This is a genomic window from Enterobacillus tribolii (genome assembly GCF_003363015.1).
GTDB classification, from domain to species: domain Bacteria; phylum Pseudomonadota; class Gammaproteobacteria; order Enterobacterales; family Enterobacteriaceae; genus Enterobacillus; species Enterobacillus tribolii.
Window position 1 is genome coordinate 1 of the sequence record NZ_QRAP01000008.1, and the last position, 22,206, is coordinate 22,206.

Consider the following 22,206-nt stretch of genomic DNA (forward strand, 5'->3'; position numbering starts at 1 on the left):
AGCAATACCCAGAAATACGATATTCATGGTGATTCTCCTGCTGAGCATATTTCGTACAGTTAACCGTAGAGGGAGGAGGTAGTCCATCCCATTAATTGGAAAGCAAAGTACGGTGGTATGGAAGCCTCTGATATCAAAAGGATGAAAGAGCTTGAGGATGAGAATCGTCGTCTTAAACAGATGTTTGCTGACCTCAGTCTGGAATGCCGGGCGCTTAAAGACGTCATCGAAAAAAAAGCTTTAAAGCCAGCGATAAAGCGTGAACTCGTCAATTATCTGAAAGACACGTTTTCGATGAGTATCCGCCAGGCATGCAGGACATTATCGCTGAGCAGGACGGTGTATTTTTATCAACCGGATACCCGACGTGACGAGCCGGTGCTCCAGGCGCTGACAGAACTGGCAGAGCGCTATCCGCGCTATGGATTTAAGAAGTTGTTCCAGCGCTTGCGCAGGCAAGGTAACACCTGGAACCATAAGCGTGTTCACCGGATTTACTGTCTGTTAAAACTGAATTTTCGCCGTAAGGGAAAGCAACGCCTGCCTGCGCGTAACCCGGCACCACTGGCAACGCCTGAGGCGCTTAACCAGAGCTGGTCGATAGACTTTATGCACGATGCGCTGAGCTGTGGCAGACGCTTCAGGACCTTTAACGCGGTGAATGATTTTAACCGGGAAGCGCTGGCGATTGAAATTGACCTGAATATCCCGGCTCAGCGTGTCGTCCGGGTGCTGGACAGGATAGTGGCAAACCGCGGATACTCGCTGAAGATGCGGATAGACAATGGACCGGAATTAGTCTCACTGGCTCTGGCGCAGTGGGCTGAAGAGCATGGCGTCATGCTGGAGTTTATTCAGCCGGTCAAACCGACGCAGAATGCCTTTATAGAACGTTTTAACCGGACCTACCGAACAGAGATACTGGATTTTTATCTGTTCAGAACCCTGAATGAAGTACGGGAAATTACAGAGCGCTGGCTGACGGAATATAACAGCGAGCGGCCCCACGAATCCCTGAATAACCTGACGCCGGAAGAGTACCGGTTGATGGCAGAAAACCCGGAATTCTCAAAAAGTGTGTGGAACTAAAACAGGTATGCTTACACCTTAAAGGCGACTGGCTGAAAGAGGCGGGATTTGAGACCGGGCGCGGCGTGACGGTAAAGGTTTCGGAAGGGTGTATTGTGCTGATGGCTGAGAGCAACGAAGTGCAGGAACTGCGCGAACAGCTTTATCAGGCTAAACAGGTGGTTAAGGGAATTAAAGACGGGATGTTTAGTGTACTGAACGAAGGTTAAACAATAAAAAGCCGGGAAGATTTGATAATCTATCCCGGCATTGATTTCATATAGATAATTAAAACTATTGAAGCCTACGAATAAAAAAACCTAAAAACATCATTATTTATAAATACCAATTTCTTCTGCTTTTGATATCAATTCATCCTGTAGTGACCCTTGTATTTCGTCACCTTCATACTCAAGCGTGAAATCACCATCAATATTTGGTGGAAAATGTGAACCATCAATTGTGCCAAGAACAGTTGAAGTTGTATCCACAATGACCAACTTCAGAAAATTGAAAATCTTCTCTTGCTCTTCAAGTGATAATTTTTTAATAACACTTCTTGCTCTTGAATAAGGGTCATCATCTCCAACTGATTTGGCTGAATCAGTTAAATTACTTATATAGTAATTTAGTGTTTCGCCTAAAAGCTCAGACAACAACGATGTAACAACCAATTCGTCTTTCTTCATTTTAACTCCTAGCAGCCAGCTTTACCGTTAGGTTTAGACTTTCTCATTTCGGGATACATTTCTTTGTTTTTTGCGATTAAATCTTGAAGAGCACTATTTGGTATATCTGGATAAACCCGTCTTAATTCAAACACATCCCTAGCGAGCAAATCTCTGGCATTAGTAAACGGTTTGCCTGTAGCAGGATTTATTTTACTACGAGAAACTATACCAACACCATCTTTAGATATTGTGTGCCCTTCTTTAGGAACTAATATTGATGGGCCAGTTTTAGGATCATATCCTTCTACAAGATCTTTCATGATAGCTTTTTGCCCTGCATGGTGGGCATCAAGCCCTGTATTCCCACCCTTAACTATATCTCTTAAATCGGTATAGCTTCCTACTTCATAAACATTTAATCCAAGAGGGTCGACCCACATTAACGGATTCGGCGCATACTGATAAAGATTAATTCCCCCCGCCAGCCCTATCGGATCCGGCTGAGTAAACCGCCCACACTCCGGATCATAATACCTGAACGTATTATAGTGAAGCCCGGTCTCTTCATCATAATACTGCCCGGCAAAACGCAGATTCTGCCTCGCCACATACGGCGATAACGTGCTTTTCTCGCGCTTAACCTTACCAAACAGTCCCGAGTTTAGCGACTGCCAGACCGTATTACCATCCCTGTCGCTCAATAACAGCGGCATCCCGTTCGCTTCGGCATGCATAAACCACAAATCGCCCGGCTCTGCGGCCTTATCATCCTCTTCATTGCAGTCAAACCGGGCCAGCGGCGTATAACTGCCTTCATGATAGAAGTAATAACTCAGCGCCTGGTTCGCGGCCTGCTCACCACACAGCCGCATTCCCTGCCAGTGAAATTCAGTCCGCCTGTCCGCTTCATACGGGCTTGAGAATTCCAGCGTTTTGGCAATCCGCCGCCCCAGCGCATCATAGTCATAGCTGACCCGCTTGTAACGCGGATGGCGCGTAAACGCTACCGCCGTGACACGGCTGTCGCTGTCATAATGAAAGTGCTGCTCCTGCCCGTTCAGCCGGTTGGTGCGCCGGCACATTCGCCCAAACTCATCATAGGCATAATGAAAGTGCCCGGCCTGCTCTACCTGATTACCCCACGCCACCGGCGTATTATCAAGCAGGTTGCCCGCCGCGTCATAGCGAAACGTTTCCGGCCCGACCCCGGCATAACGGGCAAGCACCTGCCCCGCTTCATCATACTGATAATCGACGGTCTCTGTCTCGCCGTAGTCGAAAATACCTTCGCCCTGACCCAGCGTCAGCTTCATCGTCTGCAGCTGATTTTGCCGGTTATACTGATAATGACGCGCGATTTTGGCACGGAACACATTACCCGTCGAGCTTGCCCGGGAGAGCTTCGCCGTAATGCGCCCCAGAGCATCATACTCCGTGAACTCCGTCAGCGCCCCCTGCGTACGGCTCATCTCCCGGTGCAGGTTGTCCCGCGTATATTCCGCCAACAGATATTGTTGCGCGCCACGGGTGAACTTGCTTTGCAACAGGTGTCCGCTGCCATAATAGAAGTGTTGCAACTCGCTCTTGTCGGGAAACGCCGTTTTTACCAGATTACCAAGCTCATCATATTCATAACGATACTGCCCGTTATGGTTATGCTCTCCGGTTAACTGCCCGATTGCGTCAAAATGGAAGACGAGTTTCTGATAATCCGGCTCCCTGTTTTCAGACAGCGCCAACTGATAATCGCTCTGCCGGATATGCCGGATGTGCAGTTCACGGGCCGGGTATGCATATTCCGTACGGTAATCCGCCTGCTCTTTGCGCACCAGCCGACCAACTTTATCGCGCACCAGCGTGGTGTCCAGCGTCCCGCCATCCCGCCCCAACAGCGTTTCTTTTATCAAAAAACCCAGCCGGTTATACGCCATCCGCCGGGCCGTACCGTCAAGCCGCTCCTCCCGGACCAGCGCATCAAGTACATTATATTGAAAACGATAAGGTTCACCCTTTTCGTTATATAACGCACTTAACCGGCCATAATTATCATATTCCAGACGCAGCGCCTTCCCGCTGTTGCTCTGCTCCACAACCTGACCACGGGCGTTATAACGATAACGGGTACGAATGTCACCGTTCTCACCAATCTGGCTCAACAAACCCGCGGTATTGTAGTGATACTGACGGGTCGCGCCATTGGCCAATACCCGCTCCAGCAGCTTTCCTCCCGGAGAAATGACAAAATGGTCGGTCTGCTGCAGTGCGTTTTGCGCGGTACTTAACTGACCAAAATCATCATAAATAAACCGCGTCACGTTTCCTGAGCAATCTATCTGACTCAGTAATTGCCCGCGCGCGTTATAACTGTAGTGGGTCTCGTTATTTTTCGCATCGCGCTGATAAATACGGTTACCCGCACCGTCGTAGGCAAATAAGGTTTCCATTCCCAGCGGATCGGTCAGCGAAACCAGGTCACCTTTATCGTTGTAACGGTAGTACCATTTTCCGCCATTCGGCATCACCCGAATAAGCGGATAAGCGAAATCCTCATCCCATTTAGTATGTGTTTTTTGCCCTTCCGGATCGACGCTGTGTGCTAAATTGCCGTACAGGTCGTATTCGAACAGCCACGCATTATTGTCCGGATCGGTGACTCGGGTTAATTTATCCGCGCTATTCCATTCAAATTGCCAGATATTGTCCATCTCATCGACAAAATCGCGGATAAGATAATTTTCCCCCCAGCGCCGGTAGCTGCTGCCTTTACCATCCTCGACGACTTCCACCTGTTTAAGTGCCAGGTCATAGTTGAAGCGCATCGACTCTAGCACAACATCACCATCCTGAAGCGTATGCGCCACGACCCGGTAATGGGCCGCCTCATCGCCCAGGGCAGGGAACAACTGATAACGATAGTGCGCCGTCAGGCCCGTGGCGTAACCATGACTCACCATCAGATGATGGTCGGGATCATAAGCATAACGTCGCGTAATAATCTCATCTGCGTCACTGACCCGGATGAGCTCACCCTGCGTGTTGTAATGATATTGAACCAGCGATTTCTCAACCCGTTCCTGCTGACGATAAATAATCTGCTTTACCTGGGTCAGCCGCGACAACAGCGGGTCGTAACTGAAAGCCACCTGTAACTGTTGGGCATCATCAATAATTTGCCGGAGCCGGCCTTCCTGGTCGTAATGATAGTCCAACCGGTTTTCATGGCGATCGAGTTGCTGAAGCAAACGGAAGTGATTGGCCTTCAGAGGATGCTCTTCAAATAAATAATACAGACCAAAATCCGTTTGCAGCAGAAACTGGTTATAGGCACTACGGTACAGCGTAAAACCTTCGTCAATATATCGGGCGCTCATTCCTTTAAGTAACACACCCAACCCTAATTCCCGGCCTGAACGGTCAATATAAAAAATGGCCTCTTCACCCTGCTGATCCCGGATCTCAAGCGAAAACTCAAAAGGCAGACTCCATCCGGTGCCTAACATCCCTTGCCGTTCATTTTGACTATTGTACATACGCTGCCAGTACAGGGGGATTTGCCCTTCAAGCACGAAGTCCAACTCGGCATCATCCGCTAATATTTTGCTGCCTTTGGCGTAGTGAACAGGGTTATTCGACGATGTCGCCCGGGATATCGCCTCACCAATCGCAGCAGAACCCACCGTGGTAACCGCCGTCACGGCAGTATCAATAAGCAGATCGCAGGCAGCGCTTTTAAGACAGGTCATGACCGCCTGGCGACCGGCGGCGGCCAGCCCTACCAAAATCCCGCCGACAATTTCACCAGCCATTGATGCAAAAGGATTTTTACCACTATGAATATCGCGCACAACAACGCTGTCACCGCCAATACGGACTTTGCTGCCTTCTTGCTTTGGTGCGATCTTAGCTTCACAGGTGCTGCGATCGTCCTTACGGCAGGCAGGTTGGCTATTGATTTGGACGCGCTTTGAACCCTCGGCAAGGTAAAGACCACCGTCGTTAAAATGCCATTTTTTACAGGTTATTTTATCCATATCCGCCGGCGATGCCTTGGGATGAGCGCCTGCTACGACGGGAGACATTATGCTGTTGCCGACCGACGCCCAAAAACCGGGTTTCGCCGCCGGATTTTCATTCGCAGGAGGAGGATTAGTTGGCTGCTGAGCAGCCGCTCCCTTGTCAGCATTTAGCCCTTCATAAGCGGATATAAGCGCGCCGGCTGGGGTGGTCCATTTTAATAGCGTTAATCCCTTTTGCAGAATACCTTCCGCAATCTGTTCGGCTTTTCCTTTGGGCGGGTTTTCCTTGTCATAAGCAATCATGCTCAGCAATGCTTCCCGCTCTATTTTTCCGGCCGCGCGTGCCGCAGCAAGTTTTTTTGTACGTACATTACTGGAGCCGGTAACGATTATGCCGTCTTCGGATGGCGGGAACCAACTTGCCACCGTGTCCGCTACGGCATCAACGGCCTCACCAAATACAAAACCAACCGAAAGACCAACCGCCGCCCCGACAACCAGAGAGGCCGGGAACGTGACTGCCATCGCAGCGCAGGCCACAGCACCGGCGGCTGCATAAATGGCGCCTTTAACCACGCCGGATACAAAATCCGCGAGCAACGAAGTATGCAACAGGACATCCGTTTCTCTGGCCGCCAAATACTTCCCGTCACTCATGAGGCGCCTCCGTAACCGACTGGAACCACTGAGGATCCGGAGTAAAATCAGACTTAATACGCTCCCAGGATGCTAAATCTTCATTAGTGAATGCATGAAGCTGGGTATAAGAAAAGGTGATAAAACAGGAACGCTGTTTAATCAGCAAATTCATCTGGTATTGCTTGATATTTGATCTATCAAACATACAGAAGAATTCTTTTCCCTTTAAAGCAAGAGCGTTGCCAAGCACGACGTCTCGGGTATCTCCCAGAACAACCGTTTTAAATTCCCTTTGAAACAAGTTTCTCTGTAATTCAACCGTTTCGGCTAAAGAAAGTTCAGGCGGCATTTCACCACGCACGATAGTCAAACTCGATTTCTGCTCAGGGAATTTTAAAATCGTCATACTGCTGTCGGCGTAATCAAACGGCAGTGTTAACGAGCCTTCATTCATGAGGTACATCATGCTTTACTTCCCTCCCTTCCCTGAGAAAGCGCTGGCAATCGCACTCTTAATATCACCCACGCTTGGGCCTGTGGTCGTCCCCGGTTTTGCGCCATCCATATTCAAGTCTAATAAACTCCCGGCAGTAATCTGCCCGAGATCCTTGGCATAAATATTGAAGTTATTACATATCAGGGAAATATTTCCGGTTTCGGCATTCATTTCCAACACCGCCTCTCCGCAAACAAGCCGCAACCCTTTTGCGGAAGCCATAAGAATGCCGCCTCCTACATTAATAATCTTGTCGCCGCCAACGAGTGTATTTTGCTTTTCCTTTACCTGAGTACCCTGATTTGCCAGAACATTGATCGACTGATTTTTCCCAATCTGAATGCTCTGATTATCGGTGACGCTTTCTGCGTGGTTAGCGAGAACCACAGTGGTACGATTATTCAATACCGTCGTCGACATATCCTTCTGCGCATGCATCGACAACATTTCCTGCCCGTTAGCGTCCTCAAACTTCAGCTCGTTATACCCCTGCCCCTTATGCGTCTTACTGCGAAACGCCATCTGGGTCTTCGCCGTCGGCAGCCCGATAGAAGGGAGATTATTGGCATGGTAAGTACGGCCAATAATGATCGGCTGGTCCGGATCGCCGTGCAGGAAGTCCACCACCACTTCCTGACCAATACGCGGTGTGGCGATCATCCCCCAGCCCTGCCCGGCCCAGGGTTGTGATACACGTATCCAGCAGGAACTTTTGTCGTCAGACTGGCCGTAGCGATCCCAGGGAAACTGCACCCGCACCCGGCCGAAGTTGTCACAGTAAATTTCTTCGCCCGGCGGCCCGACCACGATACCTATCTGCGAGCCGTCCATTTTGGGTTTGGGCAACGGCGCCGGGCGCCAGGTCTGCGGGGCCGGCACAAAACTGAATTGGTTGTACAAAACCGTGCCCTGCTCGCCGGATTCATGCTCCAGCGCCTGTGGCTGCCGCCCGGTATGGGTGATACTCACCACCTGCCAGCGGGTGTTTAAATCCGCCCGGGGGTGGTTCGTCAGGGTGAACAGCAAACCGGGATAAAGTTGAAAAGCATTGCTTTGCCCGTGTCCGGAATCAGCGTCGTTACGCAAGCCATCCAGGTGATAAAGGGAAAAATCTTTCCCGTGTTGTTCATCTTTGAAACGGCCGGGGAAGTCGTAATACTCATAATCCGGACGCTGGTTGTGCAACTCGCGCGCCTGCTCATTGAACTTACCGGGCCAGTTGGGGTTCTTGAAGGTGTAGTCTTTAAGCTCGACGGTAGCGGGACGAATCTGTACGCTGCGGCGGAACGCATTGACGCACAACTCCTTGCTTTGCGCCTCTTTCGCCGGATTCCAGGGCAGCGTTGGCCCTGCGGGCAGCGTACCGGCATCGTCGGCGAAAATCAGCGTTTCACCGCCCTCCCCGGTTTCAAAGTAGTAGTACATGCCTTCTTCAGCGCTGATACGCTGAATAAATGAAAAATCATCTTCCTGATATTGCACGCAGAACTCACGCGCAGGATGGCTGTTACGCAGAGAGAACGCGACATTCACCACCCCGCTTTCACGCAGCAACGTCGTAATGATTTCTTCCGGCGTTTGCTGCTGAAAAATACGCGAATTGCGCCGCAAAGAGGTTCGCCACAGAGAAGGACGAATAATCATGCTGTAACGCGTTTGGTGAAAACCGGTATCGCCTTGTTCAAAAGCGGCGATAATTCCGGTAACCCGGCGCTGTAATTCACCATCACGCCAGACACATAATGCGGCATTGTTGTCTAATACGGCTTCAAAGCTAACCGCCGGATCGGCGCTGGCTAACCCCGCCTGCAGGATGTAAGGCGAGGAAAAAGATTCCGTCAGCGAGAAATCCACGACCACGAACGTATCAGGCGGCAACCCATCCACCGTCAGGGTGAACTGCAGGCCTGACGGCCCCGTGCCCATCGCGCCCATTAAAGCACTGCCGGCAGATGACAACGTGGGCATACCCCCGCTGCTGCCGACGACATTTTTCATTAACGGATTATCACCTGACGAAGCAAAGTTCATCGCTGTCGCCGGGCTTCCCGCACCGGCAAAGTTCTTCATCAATGCTGCATTTCCACCGGGCAGCGACGGCAAAGAGCCGGAAGGCAGGTCCGGGGAAACAATATTTTTCATCAGGCCATCACCGGGCACTTTTACGTTGGAAGCGGCCTGCGCGACTTTGGCCACGCTGCTAACCGCTTTCCCAACTTTACCGCCAGCCGCCTGCGCGACACTTCCTGCTATACCGGCGATCTCATTAGCGCCCAGGTCCGTCGTGTTTTGCGGCGCAACGATATTATTCGGGGCAATCCCACCGGGAACAGGATTCTTTTTGCTATCATCAGAAAACATTACCAGCTCCATTTTGTCATATTTTCTGCAGAAAATAGTGAAGTTGCCGGCTTGCCGGCCGACACTGCAAAGTGTGTATGTCTTAAATAATAAAACCGCTATTAAAAGATAAAACGCCAGCAGCTACGATAACACACAGAAAGACTAAATAAACAGCATAAAATCATTCAAACCAATAAATAAAATACATATAAAACAATGAGATAAATACACCCACCCAAAGGTAATAAATTATCCCGCAGCGCCTTAACTTTATAAAAAATGATATCGTTCCGGCAAAATTTATAATTTAATCTTCTGTGTATTAATATATTTCAGCGCCATACCCTCCCGTTGTCATCGCTTATTAAACTGCATATTTCATTTCAGCGCAGAAATTCGTCAGATAACGATAGAAACATGCACATCTCATCCCGGGTTTAAGGAGGGATCAGAAAGATGAGTTAACTTATAATAATGTCCATTTATTACCCCCCAGCGATCATTGATCTGCTTTAACAACCCTGCCGGCGCCGGTTTGCCATCACGCGTTATGGCCTCAAGTTGCCCTAACAGCGCTTCCAAAGGCACATCCGCCGCCATTGCGCTCTGCATCTGATATACCGCAGTTTTCAAATAAGAAATGGTTAATCCACCCCGCACTCTTTCCTGCTCCAGCAGTTCATTACTGAGACTCTCCAGACGTTGCTGCACGCGAACATAACCACCATCCGGGATCGTTGTTTCATTAGCAGCCTGCATCGCAGCCCGCCAACGCTGTGTTTCCACACGTTGCCGCGTATCCAGCGGCCAGCGTTGCTGCGCCAGCGCTACCGAGCGTTCCCCCAGCTCCAAAACAGAATAAGGCGGCGCTGTCGCCAGGCGGTTCAGTTGCTGACCATAGCTTTCCACGTCAGGTTGACCCAGCCAGAGTAAAGCGCTTCCCAAAGGCTGCCGGGCCACCTGCGCCAGTTGGTCCTTCATCGGCATGACATGGACGTAATAAGCGCAAACCGCAGCCGCCAGTGAACACAGCACCCCCAGAGAAAATCCCTGAAAGCGCCAGCGTGTTTTGCGGTATACAACGGCGCTTCCTGGCGCGACGGCAGGAACGATCAGGGGTTCAGCTACGGGGTCCACTGACGGCATTTCTGTCGCTACAGGTTCCGGTGTCGGTAGCGCGGACGCCAATCCCGGCGGACTTTCTGCAACCGGCATCCACACCAGCGTTTCCGTCGGCGCCCGCCGGGCAGTGGCGGGTTCTTTTTGGTTCTTCTGTTCGACGCGGCGGCCCGTGTTTTGGATGAAAATCAACAGATTTTCTATTTTAGGAACCCGGCGCAACGGAACCTGCTGCAACTTATCATTAATGAGCTGCAACGCCCTTTCCGCCCGGTATAACAAGCGCAGGTTTTTCTCGTTGAACGATAGCGTACGCAGCACATTTCCCGCTTTTGCATTGAACCAGTCCAGGATTTCAATGCGGGCCGCTTCATTGTCCGGCCAGCAGCGCTCCCACTCTGCGGTAACGACGCCGGCCAATAACTCACACCCTTCAGTAAATCCGGCCAACCCGGCAAGACGCATGCGCGCAAGGGTGTAATACACCGTCGTTTGCAGATCCACGCCGTTACGGCGAAAAACGGTCAGCGCCAGCGATTCGATCAGCTTCCAGTCCACCTCCGGCTGCATCGGATGGTTAATTTTATTAATTTCCGACCGAATAGCCTCAAACTCCGGCAAATGGCGCGGATCGCCGCCGGTATGTATCACTATATTTTGTGCTTGTTCGCTCACAGTCATTCACCCCGCGAAGACCCGGCGGCTTCCCGCCGGGTCGCTGTCAGTACAATGTTTCCGGCAGATTGAACCGGCTGAACAAGCCGCCGGCAAACGGGTTATCCGATGCATCTACGTGTACGCGGTAAATCATGTACCCACCGTCAACGTTGAAACGGACGTTGAATGATCCCTCACTCACGCTGGTCAACTGCCCCGAGTTAATCAGCCGCAACTGCGCCCAGGGGCCGATGAAACCTATACTGCGCGGTGCTTTATCGCTGATATCCGGCACCAGGGTCAGTTTGCTTTCCACCCCGGCGCGCATGGAGTTCGGCCACACCAGGTGTACCGTACGCGCGCGCCCGTGGGTATATTCCAACAGTTGCCCGTCCATATTCAGCACGCTGCGTCGTTTACCCGACGAGAGTTCCACCGTTTCAATCGCATATTGCGTCCCCAGACCGTTTTGCGGCGTAAAGAAGGTTTCGCGAATCTTCTGCGCGGCCTCCAGTTGCTGGCGGATGTCGCTACGAATCAGTACCTGTCCATCGCTTCCCCAGGTCAGTTCGTTCTCAATAAAAGGTTTGAGATTTTGTTGATAGAACGCATCCAGCGTGCCGCCGGGTTTAAAGAAGCGTTCAAACTCACTCAGAGGCGCATCATCCCGGGCATTCGGTGTAAACGGGTAACGCCCGGAGAGGTACGTCTGCCAGGGTTTCACCACCGAGTTGCCCCATTCAATCTCCAGGTACTGAATCGCCTCAATCATCACGACGCGCCAGGCTTGTTCAGCCAGTTCACCCACCCAACGATTCAACGGGTCCGGCAGGTTTTTCGCCATTTGCTGAACGGCAAAAATCGGATCGCTGCTGTTTTCGCTCAGGCGCATCTGAACCGCTTTCAACGCGGACTTTCCGGGCGTCGGCGAGTTCTGAATCGCCAGCAGATAACGGTGCAAATCCGTCAGTTTCTGGTAAACCCCCTGCAGTACGCCGCTGCCATCTTTCTGCTCCATCAGCACACTGTTTTCCGGAGCAAAATCGCGGCTGATGCGGGCGAACAGGCGGTAGTCCTGGGTATCCAGAAATTCCTGGCGGGCCTTATCGGGGATTCCTTCAGGCAACGCCGGCGCCTGAGTGTTATCACGCAACGTCTGCAACGCGCGGCGGAATACCTGATCGCCGCTGATCACCTGTTCCAGAGCGGCGATCACCTGTTGCATATCATCAAATTGCAGCACTTCCAGATTGCTCATCGAAGCACGCCACGTCGCACTGTAGTCGCTGAGGTACTGTTCCGTAATGTGCCGCTGAATCTCCTTACGGTCGGCCTCGCTGTACTGCACGTTTTGCGTCAGGTTGAGCACCCAACTGTCCATCGCCGTCAACTCCACCAGCCCATCGCGCTGCTTAACGAAATAGTTTTTCAGCCCGTAACTGGTCAGAAACTGGGGGATCCGCAGCAGCTTCTCGTTATTCGCGGTAAACACCGTGTCGAAATTCGCGCCGATTTGATCGCGTAAGTTGAGATCGGAAGGAAGCACCTGTTGTGATTTGGCCCGCAGGCTCTGATAGACCCGCTGATAGATGGAGAGCTTACTGAGCTCGCGCTGGGCGTCACGAATCGGCTGCGCATAGGGAGAGAAACTGCTTATCGCTTCCTGATTTCCCTGCGCGCGCAACGTCCGCCAGTCCGTACGTTCCAGCGCATACTCCAGGTGCCCCATCAATTGCCCCTGCAGGCTGTTCTGCCCACTGAAACGCTGGCTCCAGCGTTCGGCCATAAACTGTTCGATGAGGGCCTTATTCCGGCCGCTCTTATCCTCCAGCATGCGCATTACACGCAGTATATTGAGCTTTTCCTCGCTTCCTGCCGGCGCTTCGTTCAACGCTTTGAGTAATCCGTTCATCAGCGCGGGAAGGTAGCGCTGCTGCAGCAGTTGCAGGTAGGTATCTTCGACGTAGGGACCAATTTTGTAGCCCTGATACAGCCCCATATCCGCCAGCAAAGCATTGCGTTCATGGTAGTCGCCATAGGCCAGCGTGGCTTCACGGATCGGGTTCAGCAACGGCAATTGCAGATTACCGTAATTATCCGTTTCCACCGGCGGAGGAATTTCCAGAAAAGACTTCGCCTGGGCTAATACTTCCACGCCCGCCCGGTAGTTCGTCTGATAATAGTGATGCCAGCCGTAAAACAGGCACAATAGCGCAACGCCGCCAACCGCGGAGAAGCACATCAAACGGCGGCGGGACTGTTCCAGCCACACAGTATTCTCACCGGCCAGATTCGGCTCGGAAAATAACACGCTGTTAAACAACGCATGGGTAAAATATGGCGCGCTGTCGCCGAGCGGCCATGTCGGGAAAGCCTGCGTTCCCAGGTGGTACTGCGCCGCGGCGCTCTGCACGAACAAGTCATCCATTTGCCCGCTTTGGCGGGCAGACGTCAGATATACGCCCCGCAGCAACGGCGGATGCTCATCGTTAAAGAGGATGCCGTCGAGCAGTTGCACCACATACTCATGCAGCCCGTACATCTGCCGAACGTAGCTGAACAGCAGGCTGCGCTGGCCGCCGTCTACGTCATTAATCATCATCCCCGGCATCGCGTCGTTCATTTTCGCAATCCAGCCCTGCCAGAACGCATCCAGCTCTTTGCGCCAGACATCCGGTTGCTGAGAAAATGTCACGCCCAGCACCGACTCCCGCTGAGTTTTATCCAGCGACTGGAACATGGCATCAAAGCCGTAAAAGAGATCCATGTGAGTCAGAACAACGTATACCGGCAACTGGCAGTGCAACCGCAAGCGCAGATCCTGCAAACGCTGGCGCATCGTCGCCAACCAGGCGTCACGCTGCGCCTTATTGAGCGTCATGAACTCGCCGATATTCACCGTCAGCACAACGCCGTTAAGCGGCTGACGGGTACGCACTTCACCCAACCATTTGAGCAGATCCCGCCACAGACGGCCGAACACCTCCGGCTTATCCGCATCCTGGCCCAGCGGTTGTTCAATCAGCAGGCCATCAACGTCCAGCATGACCGCCTGCTCGCCGGCCCAGCAATGAACGTGAAGATCCGCACTGTGTTCCCCTTTCATTTTCTCAGGAACAAACAGCGGCGCCAGCTTCTGCCCTTCCTGCAACAGGGTGCTTTTACCGCTGGCGCGGCTGCCGATCACCAAATACCACGGCAACTGATACAAATAGCGCCGGGTGTTCAGGTGACGCTCCAGTTGCAGCAGCCAGCGGGTCAGATAACGGCGCTGATGGTTGATATCGGTACTGACAGGATCTTTGACCTCCTCGCGCGACAGCTTCTGCAGGCGTTCCAGTTGCTGTAAACGGCGCAGAATGCGCAAGGTTAGCCAGCCCAGGGCAATTAACACCAGCACCGCCGTCACCAGCCAGCGGCTGAGCGGGGTAGCCAGCGGTTTTTGCTGGCCGAACTCCCACTCCGGCCCCCACCACCATACCCAGAACACCGCCACACACCAGGCAACCACCAGCAACAGCAAGGCAGACGCTTTAAACCTCGGAAGGGCAGGTTTTAGCACACGAAAAAATCCCGGTACTTTCATTGATTAAGACTCCTGTTCCGCTCCATGGTTATCCTTCACTGTTCATATGTTGTTCTTCCAGCTGCGTAATCAGGTCCGGTTCCCAGTCCGGCAGGGTTATTCCCTGTGCTACCTGATAGAGATGCCGGTAGCTCTGCTGCGCCAGCGCCGCCATGCCGGCGTCTTCCAAAAGCCGGGCGCCAAGCAGCTGACAATAAAACCGCCCGCGCGGAGTTTGCTGCTGCGCCTGGGCATCAATCTTGCCCAGCGCCGCCTCCAGCCCCTGTTCCCGCCAGCACTGCCACACCGCCTCGTTGTCGATGTCGCTCTGAACCAGCCGCACCGTTGTGGCAGACGTCGTCTCCTGTGCCGGCGCATCGCTCAGCCAGTCTTGCGTTGATGCAGACAGAAACGGCGTACGGTCGTTAAAGCTCAGTTCGCTCAACTGAGGCAAACGCTGTAAAAAAAGCCCCAGTTCTTCACGGATAGCCTCAGCCACACGTTCGTAGCCAAGTTTTCGCGCAATGCCGGCGGAGATACGGTGCCCCTCAAACCAGTAAGGCGCCAACGTCAAACTCTGTTCCACCTGTTCCCATAACGCATGATCGGGATTCGTCGCACCGCCGAGATATTCCGCCATTCGATCGGCGGAAAATGCGGCCAACGGGGTTCTGCCATCCGCCTGCGCCAACGGCGCGCTGTTGATCCCCTGCCACACCGCATTGCGCCGCAGCCGGTAACCGAGCGGATTATCCGGCTGACGTTCACACAAAATTTCCGCCATGCGCAGCTGGCTGTGCCGCCAGGCTTTCTCACCGGAGTCATCGATATCCACCACCGGCGCGGGCGCAACGGCCGGGGAAAATGTCACCGGCTGTACCGGCTGGGCGGCAGTGCCGGGTCCGGCGGCCTCCACCGGCGCTCTTTCCGGTTGCCGCCGGTACACCACACCCAACGCATCTGCCTCTTTAGCCAGCTCTTTTTCTGCGCCCTGCCAGAGCTGCGCCAGATGCGCCAGTTCACCCAGTACGGCCTGGCGGTGTTCATGATCCGCCCGTTCAATGAAAATATTCGCCGCAGAAGAGAAGCGCTTCATCACCTGCTGCGCCAGACGACGCTTCATGACCAAATTGTCCGGCCAGGCCAGCTCCCAATATTCCCTCACCCAGGTGCACAACAGTTGCAACGCCAAAATGATGTCCTGAGGTTGGCCCGCATGCTGTAAGGTACGCAGCAGATGCACCACCAGGCGAAAGTCTTTACTTTCAGACGACAACAGCGTCAGGATGCGTTGCTGTATCTCCGTGAGATTCAGCGTGCTGTGGCTGAGCGCGCCCAGCTTGACCATTTCTCCGTCAATAAACTCCCAGTGCGGGTTGTCGTCATTTACCCGGGCGCGGATCTTTTCTTCCGGCAACGGCGCTGTCAGTTTTTCCAGCCATTCATGTTGGTCTGTCATTACGCGCTCCTACCAGTGACACGCATTGCGTAAGGGCTCGATCTCCTGCGCCAGCCCGGTGATGTTAAACGTCAGGCGCGTGGAGGCGCCCGGCGGCGTCAGGGTCAGGCGCTGCGCGCCGAATAGCTGCCGGATCTCTTCAATCCCCGCCAACCCGCGGCTGGACTCCAGCAAAAAGCCGTTCTCACGAACAAACCACCCTACGTTGACACTGCTTCTCTCAGTCGCCAGTAAAACGGTGCCGTCGCTTTCCCGTACCGGCGTCATGAGTGCGACCTGAAGGCGGGTAATGTTATCGACGCAGCTGAACATCAGCACCGGGCGGGGCGGCGGAACGCCGATAGCCGGCGTGGTCAGCACCACCAAGGGGTTATCCCCGCCGCTGTCGGTGACTAAAAACGTCGTGGAATGATCGTCGCGTTGACGCTCCTGCGTCATCGCCCGCTGCCATGCCGCACCGGCCAATGCCGGCTGAGGGATAACCGGGATTTCGTTATTAGCCAGCGCATTGTCATAACAATCCAGGCGCAACAGCGGCGCCGGTTCCTGACGGCAGGCCTGTACCGCCGCCAGCTGCGCTTTGTCATCAGCCCGGAGCGACGGCGCCGCTAACACGCCGGCACCAATCAACGCCAGCCAGATCAACGCTCTCATACCTCACACCTGTATTTCGTTAATTTGTAACTCAGGGTGCGCGGCGACAGATTCAGGCTTGTCGCCACACGTTTCTTGTCTGCCCCGAACTGACGCAGGCGTTGGGTCAAAATCTCACTTTCAAACTCTTCCAGCGCGGCGTAGAGATCGTCGATATCGCTGTAATCTCTGGCAATGCCGGATAACGCCTTCGGCGTTGCGGAGCTGAGCTCTGTTATCAACGCATCAAGCTGCATCTGTTTTTGCCGCTGAGCCTGAAATACGTCCTGGATCTGGCGTAAATGGCGTCGTAACTGATCCAGCTCCATAATCTTTTTCAGTTGGTACTGAAGCAGCTCACAACTCAGGCTAAAGACGCTGTTTGGTTTGCCATACGCTTCCGGCTGATTGCTGAATGCCGCGACAACGCCGCACGCCGCCGCGTTGTGATCAAACAAAGGCCGGACGTACAGCCCACACTCGCCGGGCAGTTCGTACACAAAATGACGAAACCGGGCTTCCTCAATACGCACTCCCCGGTGCAGGGTCTGCCAGGTTGTAGCGATGCCGTTACGCAAAACGTGAATCAGCGGGTGATTAACATCATGCAGACTGGCTTCAAAGCGCTGAATATTGATATCCCGCGTGTCGGATACCGCATAACACTCCATGCGCTCTTCGGCGGCATTTACCATCCCCGTCATCAGTGCTGCAAAACGCGGCCGGCGCTGATTAACGTCTAAAAAGTTGAATACCAGTTGTTCCTGGGTATTGCTTTCCAGTAATGCCAGTACGCTTTTTAGTCGTCTTCTCATGCGCTTGTTTCCACTTGTGCTTTAAACTGATTTTCCTCGGTAAAGACGCGAATGTGACGAATGCCGTCACCTGCCGCCATGTGCTGTAACAGCAGTAAAGAGAGCGGGGGCAGCAAGGCGCCATCAATTACCGACTCCAACATGCGCGCACCATTTTCCGCGCGCGTTACGCGCCGCATGATTTCCTGTGTGACAGGCTCGTCAATGGCTACCGTGGCGCCAAAGCGCCGGGTCAGCAGGTTTTCCAGCCGCGTAAGTTTGCCGGTGATGATTTCCGTCAGGGTATCGCTGCCCAGCGGCATAAAAGGAATAACCTCCATGCGCGCCAGCAAGGCCGGTTTGAAAAAATCAGAGAGGACGGGATACAGAACGTCCTGCAGGGTATCCGGGGCGTCGGCGTGATCGACAATGACCTGATACCCCAGGTTGGAGGTAAGGAAAAACACCACGTTCTTGCAATCAATCACCCGGCCTTCGCCGTCTGCAATTTCACCTTTGTCAAAGGCCTGATAGAAAAGATTCAGGACATCGGGATGAGCCTTTTCAACTTCATCAAGCAACACCACCGAATACGGCTTTTGCCGGATGGCCTCTGTCAGTACGCCGCCCTCGCCATAGCCCACGTAGCCCGGCGGAGAGCCAATCAGGCGGGAAACGGTGTGTTTCTCCTGAAACTCCGACATATTGATCGTGGTCAGGTACTGGCGCCCGCCGAATAAGGTGTCTGCGATCTGAAGCACGCTTTCCGTCTTACCCACGCCGCTTGGCCCCACCAGCAGGAAGGCGCCCAGCGGACGCCCCGGGCGACGCAGGTCGGCACGCGCTGTAAGTAAGTGCTTATGCAGATGCGCGATCGCCAGATCCTGACCGCGGATCGCCTGCCCCAGCCACTCCGGCAGCTCGGTAATCGCCGTCATCTCGCTTTGTGACAGCCGGTTGAGCGGAACGCCGGTCCACTCGGCAATCACAGCGGCTATCTGTTTCTTTCCGACATGCGGAGAAACCAGCGCCCTGTCTTTTTGCAGGTCATCAAGTTCCTGCGTCAGCGCCGCCAATTCCGCGATCTGTTGCTCATCGGGCTGCCCTTCGCAGCTCAGCAAAGCGGCACGCAGCGCAATCACTTTGCGCACCCGTTCCTGCTGCCCGCGCCAGTCGGAATCCAGAGCGCTCAGGGTATCGCTGAGGGCCGCCAGACGCTGATGCAATGAAGCCAGATAACCGACGTCGCCCGGTAAACCAATCCGTTGCTCACGTTCCAACTGTTCGATTTCCTGCTGCAACTGATGGCGCTCCGTCGTCAGCGCCGAAATCTGGCGCGGCGGCGACGTCAGGTTAATAGCGACCCGGGCGCAAGCAGTATCCAGTACGTCAATCGCTTTGTCCGGCAACTGGCGGCCCGACAGATAACGTTCGCTTAAGCCGGAAGCCGCCTGCAAAGCTTCGTCATCAATCAATACACCGTGCGCATTTTCATAGGCGCTGCGCAGTCCGCGCAGAATCACGGTCGCCTCGGCGGCCGTGGGCTCAGCGACCTTCACCACCTGAAAACGGCGGGAAAGCGCGGCATCCTTCTCAAAGTACTTTTTGTATTCGCTCCAGGTGGTCGCGGCGATGGTCTTCAGCTCGCCGCGCGCCAGTGCCGGTTTCAGCAGGTTGGAAATATCAAGCCCTCCCTGCTGGTTGCCGGCGCCGATGAGGGTATGCGCTTCATCGATAAACAGGATGACCGGCTCTGCGGATTGAACGGCCTCCGCCATAATGCCTTTGAAGCGCTTTTCGAACTCGCCTTTCACCGCCGCGCCTGCCTGCAGCGCGCCGAGGTCAAGCGTCATCAGGCGCGTATTGCGCAATTTTTCAGGAACCTGATCCGCCACCACCCGCAGCGCCAAACCTTCAATCAGGGCACTTTTCCCCACGCCCGCCTCACCGACCACAATCGGGTTGTTTTTACGCCGGCGGCATAAAATATCGATCATCAGGTCGATCTCAGCATCGCGGCACAGCACCGGATCTAACTTGCCTTCACGGGCCGCCTGCGTCAGGTCGGTAGCAAAACGCGCCAGCAGGCTTTCACCACCGCTCTGCCCTGCCTGCGCCTGCCCGCCCTTAACCACCGCGGCGCTTTCCGCTGACTCGGCGGTCCAGGCATCAAACTCTTCATGCAACAACGCGCGATTCACCTTCAACAGCAGTTGTACGGCACTGGCCGGCAGATAGCGGTTCGGTGACTGCAATAACGCCATTAACATCGCGCCGCTGCGCAACTGCGCATGCCCGAATTCCGCCGACGCCAGCAGCCAGCCGTCTTTAAGCCATTCCACCAGCAACGGGGAAAAAGAAGGATAAGAAGCCGCTACGTTGCGTCCGCCGGTCTGCACATTATCGAGCAGCTCCCGCAGCGCTTCGCAGTCCACCTCTGCGCGGTTGAGGATAAGACGCACGTCGCTGAGCGGCGTATTCACCATCTGCAACAATACCTGAGGCACCGTAATCTCTGCTTCCTGCGCACTGACGCACTGTGCTGCCGCACTTTCCAGCCCGTGACGCGCAATGGGATGAAGCCGGTTAACCAGCATTGGTAAATCAATCGCGATCATCGTTTTCCTCCGCTCAGTAAGCCATTGAGCTGTTGCAAAATATCCTGGGTTTGTACGTTGAGACGCAGAACATAAAACAGATAAATCAATGCCAGTAACACCAGGCCGCCGATCAACACCTGCTTAACCGTCAGGCGCTTAATCAGTTGGTACCTCCCGCGTGACGATGCCGGCCCCTGATACATCAGCGGAGAACCCGCCTCCGGGCGCATCTGGCGGATGACGTTGTATAAACGGCGAAAAATACGGTCAAACTCATCAGCATGCTGGGCCGTCACCTTGTAACGTCCACGAAAGCCGAGGCAAAAACAGAGGTAGATAAACTCCAGCAGGTCGCGGTAGCGCTGGGGTTCCCCCATCAGACGCTCCAACAGCACGTAAACTTTCTCACCGCCCCAGGTTTCATTATGGAAATGCACCAGCAGTGACTGCTTCAGCCATCCGTTTTCGCTGTTCCAGCCATGCCCCAGCGCCGCTTCATCGATAAAGGTGCACAGGACGTAACGAAACGAGACGATGGCTCCCGGTTCATACCCCTGGGTTTGCAGCAGTTGCTCTATCGACTGAATGTCGGCCACCACCTGCTGATACAACTGTTCGGGTAAGGCCTGGCTGCTCATGGCTTTCAGACGCAACACCATTCCCAACAGCGGTGTCGCCGCATCGATCATCGGGTTGAGGCTATCGCCGCGCAGCAACAACTGATACTGGCGGGCATTAACCGCCCCGCCATCGGAAACGCTGGCCGACATGGGCGCTTCGGCCGTTATCTCACTCACCATCAGCTCCCCCTTATCGCCCAGAACTGCATATCCAGTTCAGGGAAGTCGCCGGAAACGTGGAAGGCAATGGCGTTGCTCTGCTGAACTTCCTTCCAGGCAGGACTCTGTTTGTCCAACATGAAATAGGTGTATCCCGAATGGTAGGGCAACTGGCGCGGCGCAGCCGACAGCGCAACCAACGGCACGCCGGGGATCTGTACGCTGACCAGATCGCGGATACGCTCAAGCGAAGTAATCTTGGTTTGCTGCACAAACTGCCGGCGCAGTTGTTCCTGCGGAAGCTGGGCGCGAATAGCCAGTACAAAGTCAGCGCTGTTAAGCAGCTCTTGCTCGTTGATGGTCGCCACCCGTATACCGTGCGCCTGTTGACGCAGTTGGATGGAGATGGCGCGCGGGGTAAGCACCGTACTCAGCGCCTGACGCATCATCAGAATCAGGGGATGGAAGGTATCCGTCAGATTATCGTGGTTATAAACCGGAAAAGTACCGGGCAGCCGCGACTCGTCGGTAAAGGTCATCAGCTCACCGCATCCCTGCACTAAATGCGTATAGAACGTTTCCGGATGCAAAACGCTCTGGTAGGAAAGATGGGTGAACACCGGCTGCAAGCGGTTGAACAACTGCAGCATCATGAATTCCGCGACGTCAGCGATGCCCTGCTGCCCCGGCGAACCAATACGCTGAGAAAGCATCCGCGCCCGCTCCACCAGCGTGCCCTGGACTTCGTCCATAAACATGCGCAGCAACGGGGACACCGTGATATTCAGACCGGTAGGAATAAACTCTTCATCCAGCACCAGCGCGCCGTCCGGACGTTTCTCGCGGATACGGCATAACGGAAGCACCGTCCAGGCGCTCATATCCTCGTGCCCCTGCATCAGACGCGGCGCCAGTTGGGCCAGCACCAGTGAGCTGACATCCCCCTCTTCCGAGTGCAGATCGCGCACGCTCGACAGCACTTCCCGATAGCGTACCCGCCCGGTTCCGGCGGATTCCGCCGATTCGATTTCATTAATGGCGTCATTAAGTAACGGCAACGCCAGATAGATATCCCGGCTGCCGGGTTCATGGGTTGCGCCGATATCCAGCGGCGGCGGCAACAGGTCCTGATGCGGAATATCAAACAACGAACCATCGGGCATAATGCCCTGGGCCGAGGTGAGGCCGATACGCCCCAGTTTCAGCACTTCATGATTCAAAATCAGGGAGTGAAAGCCATAACCATAGCGTTTGAGCATGTCCAGGCGCACGTCGAGTTGGTAATCGTTATAGCGTTGCTGTTGCTGGAAATGCTGGGGTTTAACAAACAGCCCTTCACGCCAGATAACCCGGTTTCTGGTTGGCAT

The 22,206-nt window shown here is 54.1% G+C and carries 12 protein-coding genes and 2 pseudogenes; 2 read left to right on the forward strand and 12 right to left on the reverse strand.

What is annotated here, in order from left to right:
• Positions 1–93 precede the first annotated feature (93 nt).
• Both C8D90_RS16135 and C8D90_RS16140 read left to right on the forward strand, forming a co-directional pair.
• A pseudogene (locus C8D90_RS16135) lies at positions 94–1,089 on the forward strand (IS3 family transposase); the annotation flags it as partial.
• Positions 1,090–1,100: 11 nt separating this feature from the next.
• Positions 1,101–1,298 (forward strand): annotated as a pseudogene (locus tag C8D90_RS16140) (SymE family type I addiction module toxin); the annotation flags it as partial.
• A 102-nt stretch (positions 1,299–1,400) separates the two neighbouring features.
• On the opposite strand, the gene C8D90_RS16145 reads toward C8D90_RS16140, so the two are convergent.
• The 12 genes from C8D90_RS16145 to tssK all read right to left on the reverse strand — a co-directional run bounded on the left by C8D90_RS16145 (position 1,401) and on the right by tssK (position 22,206).
• Positions 1,401–1,757 carry a hypothetical protein gene (locus tag C8D90_RS16145; RefSeq protein WP_115459507.1) on the reverse strand — a complete coding sequence of 119 codons (357 nt, stop codon included), beginning with the start codon at positions 1,755–1,757 and terminating at the stop codon, positions 1,401–1,403.
• 8 nt (positions 1,758–1,765) lie between these two features.
• Entirely contained in the window at positions 1,766–6,412 is a 4,647-nt protein-coding gene (locus C8D90_RS16150) for an RHS repeat-associated core domain-containing protein (RefSeq protein ID WP_115459508.1), read from the reverse strand.
• Positions 6,405–6,860, reverse strand: coding sequence for a DcrB-related protein (locus tag C8D90_RS16155; RefSeq protein ID WP_115459509.1), 456 nt, complete (start codon positions 6,858–6,860; stop codon positions 6,405–6,407). The genes C8D90_RS16150 and C8D90_RS16155 overlap by 8 nt, the downstream gene beginning before the upstream one ends.
• Before the next feature lie 3 nt (positions 6,861–6,863).
• The gene (locus tag C8D90_RS16160; protein ID WP_162844417.1) at positions 6,864–8,888 is read right to left on the reverse strand and encodes a type VI secretion system Vgr family protein; all 2,025 of its coding nucleotides are present in this window, start codon (positions 8,886–8,888) and stop codon (positions 6,864–6,866) included.
• A 771-nt stretch (positions 8,889–9,659) separates the two neighbouring features.
• Positions 9,660–11,027 (reverse strand): VasL domain-containing protein, encoded by a 1,368-nt coding sequence (locus C8D90_RS16165; RefSeq protein ID WP_115459709.1) that lies wholly within the window; start codon positions 11,025–11,027, stop codon positions 9,660–9,662.
• 46 nt (positions 11,028–11,073) lie between these two features.
• The gene (gene tssM, locus C8D90_RS16170; RefSeq protein ID WP_115459510.1) at positions 11,074–14,595 is read right to left on the reverse strand and encodes a type VI secretion system membrane subunit TssM; all 3,522 of its coding nucleotides are present in this window, start codon (positions 14,593–14,595) and stop codon (positions 11,074–11,076) included.
• Between the two features lie 28 nt (positions 14,596–14,623).
• Positions 14,624–16,033 (reverse strand): type VI secretion system protein TssA, encoded by a 1,410-nt coding sequence (gene tssA, locus C8D90_RS16175; RefSeq protein WP_115459511.1) that lies wholly within the window; start codon positions 16,031–16,033, stop codon positions 14,624–14,626.
• Between the two features lie 9 nt (positions 16,034–16,042).
• Complete coding sequence (gene vasI / locus C8D90_RS16180) at positions 16,043–16,687, reverse strand: type VI secretion system-associated protein VasI (RefSeq protein WP_115459512.1); 645 nt, start codon at positions 16,685–16,687, stop codon at positions 16,043–16,045.
• Positions 16,684–17,481, reverse strand: a complete 798-nt coding sequence (locus tag C8D90_RS16185; RefSeq protein WP_115459513.1) for a helix-turn-helix domain-containing protein — start codon at positions 17,479–17,481, stop codon at positions 16,684–16,686. The genes vasI and C8D90_RS16185 overlap by 4 nt, the downstream gene beginning before the upstream one ends.
• Complete coding sequence (gene tssH / locus C8D90_RS16190) at positions 17,478–20,078, reverse strand: type VI secretion system ATPase TssH (RefSeq protein ID WP_115459514.1); 2,601 nt, start codon at positions 20,076–20,078, stop codon at positions 17,478–17,480. The genes C8D90_RS16185 and tssH overlap by 4 nt, the downstream gene beginning before the upstream one ends.
• A complete protein-coding gene (gene icmH, locus C8D90_RS16195; RefSeq protein ID WP_115459710.1) occupies positions 20,075–20,830 on the reverse strand; it encodes a type IVB secretion system protein IcmH/DotU in 756 nt (251 codons plus the stop codon). Before icmH ends, tssH begins: the two co-directional genes overlap by 4 nt.
• A gap of 29 nt (positions 20,831–20,859) precedes the next feature.
• The gene (tssK, locus tag C8D90_RS16200; protein ID WP_115459515.1) at positions 20,860–22,206 is read right to left on the reverse strand and encodes a type VI secretion system baseplate subunit TssK; all 1,347 of its coding nucleotides are present in this window, start codon (positions 22,204–22,206) and stop codon (positions 20,860–20,862) included.